At 36.1% G+C, this 4926-nt stretch carries 6 protein-coding genes and 1 pseudogene; 2 read left to right on the top strand and 5 right to left on the bottom strand.

All coding sequences use genetic code 11. The features are described from left to right. The first annotated feature begins 1 nt into the window (after position 1). The gene (locus NL42_RS16855; protein ID WP_461313622.1) at positions 2-520 is read left to right on the top strand and encodes a GNAT family N-acetyltransferase; all 519 of its coding nucleotides are present in this window, start codon (positions 2-4) and stop codon (positions 518-520) included. A 190-nt stretch (positions 521-710) separates the two neighbouring features. Here NL42_RS16855 and NL42_RS16850 read toward each other — a convergent pair whose 3' ends face one another. From NL42_RS16850 to NL42_RS16835, 4 genes are all read right to left on the bottom strand, one after another. Beyond that, positions 711-1385, bottom strand: a complete 675-nt coding sequence (locus tag NL42_RS16850; RefSeq protein ID WP_461313621.1) for a hypothetical protein — start codon at positions 1383-1385, stop codon at positions 711-713. Positions 1386-1391: 6 nt separating this feature from the next. Beyond that, complete coding sequence (locus tag NL42_RS16845) at positions 1392-2207, bottom strand: PAAR domain-containing protein (RefSeq protein WP_461313620.1); 816 nt, start codon at positions 2205-2207, stop codon at positions 1392-1394. Positions 2208-2383: 176 nt separating this feature from the next. Next, a complete protein-coding gene (locus NL42_RS16840) occupies positions 2384-3076 on the bottom strand; it encodes a hypothetical protein (RefSeq protein WP_461313619.1) in 693 nt (230 codons plus the stop codon). Between the two features lie 78 nt (positions 3077-3154). Continuing rightward, positions 3155-3790, bottom strand: a complete 636-nt coding sequence (locus tag NL42_RS16835; RefSeq protein WP_461313618.1) for a 3'-5' exonuclease — start codon at positions 3788-3790, stop codon at positions 3155-3157. A gap of 130 nt (positions 3791-3920) precedes the next feature. On the opposite strand from NL42_RS16835, the pseudogene NL42_RS16830 reads away from it, so the two are divergent. Further along, positions 3921-4015: pseudogene (locus NL42_RS16830) on the top strand (hypothetical protein); the annotation flags it as partial. A gap of 43 nt (positions 4016-4058) precedes the next feature. Here the strand turns inward: NL42_RS16830 and adeT1 are convergent. Next, the coding region (gene adeT1, locus NL42_RS16825) for a putative multidrug efflux protein AdeT1 (protein WP_461313617.1) at positions 4059-4926 on the bottom strand (868 nt) is incomplete at its 5' end.

The raw sequence follows: 4926 nt of genomic DNA, 5'->3' as shown, positions 1-4926 counted from the left end.
TATGAAAAATATTGAAATTCTAGAGATCAATCAAATTGGCGATTATGAAGAAGGCTTATCGTTACTGTTAGATGATTCTGTAAATAACGGTGCTTCGATAGGTTTCTTAGCTCCCATAGAAAAGAACGAAGTCTTAAATTATTGGCGTGAGGTCAACCATAAATTAGTACAAGGTAATAGCCGTCTATGGATTGCCATTCAAGAAGAAAAGATTGTAGGTAGTGTTCAATTGTCCTTAGTGAGTAAAAAGAACGGGGTTCACAGAGCCGAAGTTGAAAAACTCATGGTGCTTACATCGGCAAGAAAACAAGGAATAGCCACATTACTAATAAATGAATTAGAAAATTTTTCAAAAGAAAGAGGTCTGTGTTTACTTGTCTTAGATACGCGTGAAGGCGATGTCTCCGAACTTTTATATAGCAAAATTGGATTTGTTCGTGTGGGTGTAATTCCAAGTTTTGCATTAAGTTCAAACGGGAACTATGACGGTACAGCTATTTATTATAAGAAGCTTGTTTGAAACTAGAAATAACTATCCAAATGCATATACAACTACAGTGAAATATAGAACATAGCTTACTAACGAAATATATAGCTAGCTTAGAGTGCTTAAGTCAGATGCTTCTATTTACGTTAAAGCACTATAAAAAAGCCCTAAATCATTAGGGCTATTCAATACGTATCCATATAAGAAATGATCTTCAATGAGGTTATTTCTTATATGGCATAGATTCAAGAATTTCTTTAATAACAGCTGGGTCCACTACGTTTTCATACATAGTATTGAAAGTATGTTTCTCATCTTCAGTGGTTTGAGCATTAACAATAGCTTCCAACTTTTGCTTATATTCAGTATGACCAGCTTGGTACATGGCAGCGTAACTTGACCAGAGAGCATATTGCTTTTGTGGATTATCATTACTTAATTTTTCGTATTGTGCCTGATATAGCTTAGCTGCTTTTTCATAACAGCTATTAATTTGGTTTTCTGGCTTTTGCAATTTTCTTTGAATTAGACATTGAGTTTCTTGAATGCTTGCCGTGCTATCTAAAGCGAGAATTTTTGTTGCCAAAATATTGGCTTCATTTAAATAACCTAGTTGCAGTAGTACTTTTAATTTCAACTTTTGCACTTGTATGCTTGAAACATTGTCATTTGGAAATTTCTTTAAAAGATTTTCCAACTTTGCTTGTGTGGATGTAATGTCAGCTTCTGTCTGAAGAGAGTTCATAATTTCATTGAACTCTGCCACAAGTGGCTTTAATGCTTCATTTTGGTTATTAGATTGTTCACTCTGCACTTGGGTGATTTTGGTTGTGCTATTAGGGTTATTACACGCAGCAACCGCGGCACTTAATAATAGAATCGTTAATAACTTATTCATAACTTTTTACACCTTGCGCGCCGCAGAGTTTAAGGAAAACTTATATTTTTTAATAGGAGGCATGGGATGTACAGAACCCACGGTATCCGAAATTACTGCGGTATATCCTAGTTCAAGTTCTACATCAACGAGCTGTAAATTTGGTTCTGGCAACTTGATAGTACAACTTCCCAAAGGGGCCTTATTTTTATCTGTTGGCCAATATCCTTGATCACTTTTTAACTTGGTTCTGGCAATCTCTTTACCTTCCCGTGAAACAATTGCGGTCCCAAAAGGGTAAACAGTTCCCTTGTGGCTCAATGGAGCTGCATTAATAACTACACTTAAAAATAGTTCCTTGCCTTGAACTTTGTAGTTTAGAAAATAGCTTACAGCTCCATCCAGAGGTGTTACACCTTCATCACCTAAAAGAACAGCTTTATGGCTAATGTAGACATCAGTTTTATACTGCTCAATGTAATAATTTTCATATTTGTCTTCTCTAAAACTATCAGTAGTTTGCTGTTTTTGTGACATTGGAGCTGATGAGGATTTTGCACCCGATGATGCTGCACCACCATTGTCTTGAACAACTAAGTTTTGTTGAGGCAGTAATTTGCAACCACATGAAAGTGAATCATTAACACGAGCAGCAGCTTTGCCGAAAATCTGCATGTTTGGATCACCGGAGACAATCGTTGCGACAATTTTATGTGTTGGGCATGTAGCTTTATCACCGACACAAGCAACGGCAATACCGTCAATAAGGAACATACCGTTCCCTGAGATTACTTGGCCGCCTCCAGTAGTAGGGCAGCCTATAGTTATATATGGAGTTGCCAAAACTATTCCTTCTGATTTTCTTGAAGTGCCGGAATGATAGCAAAGAGGGGTAGACAGTGCTGTATAGTTTTATTTATCAGGATGCACAGTTCATACGATCAATAATAATGTAAATATCTCGATCTGTTTAAAGCACTTTAAAAAGCCCTGAATATTTCGGGCTTTTCATTTAAGTTTTACTTTAATGATTCTGGTACATAATTTGGTGAATCAGTACCATAAAATGACTCAATATATGCATCATACAAAGACTTATATCTATCTTTCGATGCGACATCTTTAGTCTCATCAATAAATTTCTGTATTTTAGCTTTATAGTCAGTGTGACCAGCTTTATACATTTCAGTTAAATATACAAATTCGGCGTCTCTGTACTGGGGATCATTTTTGCTAGATGATTTACTCAATTCGGTTTGTATGAGTTGCGCTGAAGCTTCGTGACACTGTTGAATTTTTACTTTGGCCTCATTTAATTTTTCAAGCAATGTACATCTAAACATTACCCGTTGAGGCAATGGTTTTTCTTTGATTTGTTGCTCATTTAACTCATAAGCCTCTTTGTACATTTCTGACAACATATAAATATTCATTAATGCCATTTCTCTTTGTTTCTTGGCAGTAACTTTCTTTATTTCAGGTATTAAAGGCGCTAAAGTTTGTTTTATCTTTTCATCTTCACCAGAGGTCACAACTTCGTTTGTAATAGAGTCATATCTATCTAAAATCGCTTTATCACTTGCTGATAGTTCAGTTTTTACGTTTTTAGAACTGTTTTTCGAAGTATCCATCTGTTCATTTGAAGCTTTACCACAAGCAGCAACTCCAAACACAGAAATGAGAACAATAGTACCAATTAATTTTCTATTCATGATTTACGTCGAAAAATGAGATCTTAAATTTGTCATGAGGACACCTGTAAATTAGCAGGGAATGTCGTCTATGGATTGCTATTTAAGAAGTAAGGATTGGGCAGCTATATTTTTTAGGTATTTCGGTACTCTAGATATAGTAAGTTTATTAATGGCTAACAATAAATCTTGATCAATGCAATTGAAGCCATATGTGTGACAAATATTCATACAAAGATAGTTGAATAATTGAGCCGTAACTTCAGCATCTGCTTCTGCACGATGAGCTGTGCCATTAAACTTAATATTAAATAAGTCTGCCATTGCCCCAAGTCGATAACTGGGTTGATGAGGTAAAATACGGCGAGCAAGTTTCAAAGAACAAATGAGTCCATTATGTGATGGACTTAACTCCTGTCGAATACTTTCTGCTTTTAGGAATTTCTCATCAAATCCTGCATTGTGAGCAAGTAAAGGATCTGTTCCAATAAAGTCCAATAGAGAAGGAATGACTTCTTCCACTAAAGGAGCATGATTAACCATATCTTGAGTAATACCAGTCAACTTTGTGATGTAGTATGGAACATTTACACCACAGTTTATTAATGAAACAAAACGTTCTGTGATTTCACCTTCTACAATACGTAAAGCCGCGACTTCTGTAATACGATCACCAGCCTCAGGGCTGACTCCTGTGGTCTCGAAATCAAGTACAATGATTGGCGAAACATTCATAAAACGCTTTCTCTATTAGAAATTAGGTATTAAAAGCACAACACTTTTCATCATAATAGCTTTAAGTCGAAGATAGCACTAAGTTAACTTATCTAAATATTGAAACTATATTAGTAAGTGATATGTTTAGCTGTTAGGTTATGCCGAGCACAGCCCATTTAGACGGGCTTATAAAAGTGGTCGGGTAAAACGCCACAACAAGCCCGAGAGGAAATGAATAACTGAGGCTAGAGTCTCTTAAAATAAGATGGGCATATGTTTTGAGTGTTCATTCATCGTTTAAGGCACATTCAAAATTACTTGGGTTTTCTTTACATCTTACTTTTTTCAAAAAATTCATCATTTTAGGGTCGTAAATACCAGCCTTGGTTAGCTGTATACGTGCCTCGCGCATCATCTTCATATAGTTTACTTGTTCATTTTTAGGAATATCCATCCAATATTTTGAAGGAATATCACTTTCATATTTAGCAATAATGCCAAAGGTTCTATTTAATTGGCTGGCTACCCAAGTTCGCGACTTTTGCCCAAAACCTGCTGGAAACTGGTCTTTACGAATAATGAAGTTCGCTGAAATTTGAGTTAAAGGAAAACGAATGATTGCTCCTTTCTCACCTAAACCTTTGTGTAGTTCAAAAGGTTTAAATGCAACAATAGGAGCAGGGACAATATCAATTTCATGGTTATTAAATTTCGCACCTGCATTGGTGACGTCTACCGATACAGCCTGACCTCCGACATGTTGCACAAGCTTTGGTTGAGCTTCATCATATTTAAATACCCCAATTTTTTTACCAGCAGCTTTAGCGAGTGTATTGATACTTCTATCATTTACAAATAAATATGCAGGACCAATTGTGCCTAAACCTGCAATTTCGTAAGGACCTACAACCATGTTTTTTGCGGCCATTGGTGAGGACAACAGCTTATAGGCATTAATTGCCGTTTTCATATTTGTTAATGCGCCAACAGCATCTAAAGATCCTGTATATTTATTAAACTGACGCCCACGTAAGCCACTAATAATAGCACCATCGCATTTTCCAACTTTTAAATCTTCAGCCGCAACTCGTTCATCAACATAGGCTTTTAAAGATATATCAGCTCCCCAATTTTTGGCCTCAAGTGCATAATCT

This window comes from Acinetobacter sp. GN11 (assembly GCF_054823985.1).
This window is presented reverse-complemented; position numbering and strand designations above follow the sequence as displayed.

What these genes read in the sequence shown, in the direction of transcription:
- NL42_RS16855 (WP_461313622.1), top strand. Translation starts at nt 2, where the DNA reads ATGAAAAATATTGAAATTCTAGAGATCAATCAAATTGGCGATTATGAA.
- NL42_RS16850 (WP_461313621.1), bottom strand. Translation starts at nt 1,385, where the DNA reads ATGAATAAGTTATTAACGATTCTATTATTAAGTGCCGCGGTTGCTGCG.
- NL42_RS16840 (WP_461313619.1), bottom strand. Translation starts at nt 3,076, where the DNA reads ATGAATAGAAAATTAATTGGTACTATTGTTCTCATTTCTGTGTTTGGA.
- NL42_RS16835 (WP_461313618.1), bottom strand. Translation starts at nt 3,790, where the DNA reads ATGAATGTTTCGCCAATCATTGTACTTGATTTCGAGACCACAGGAGTC.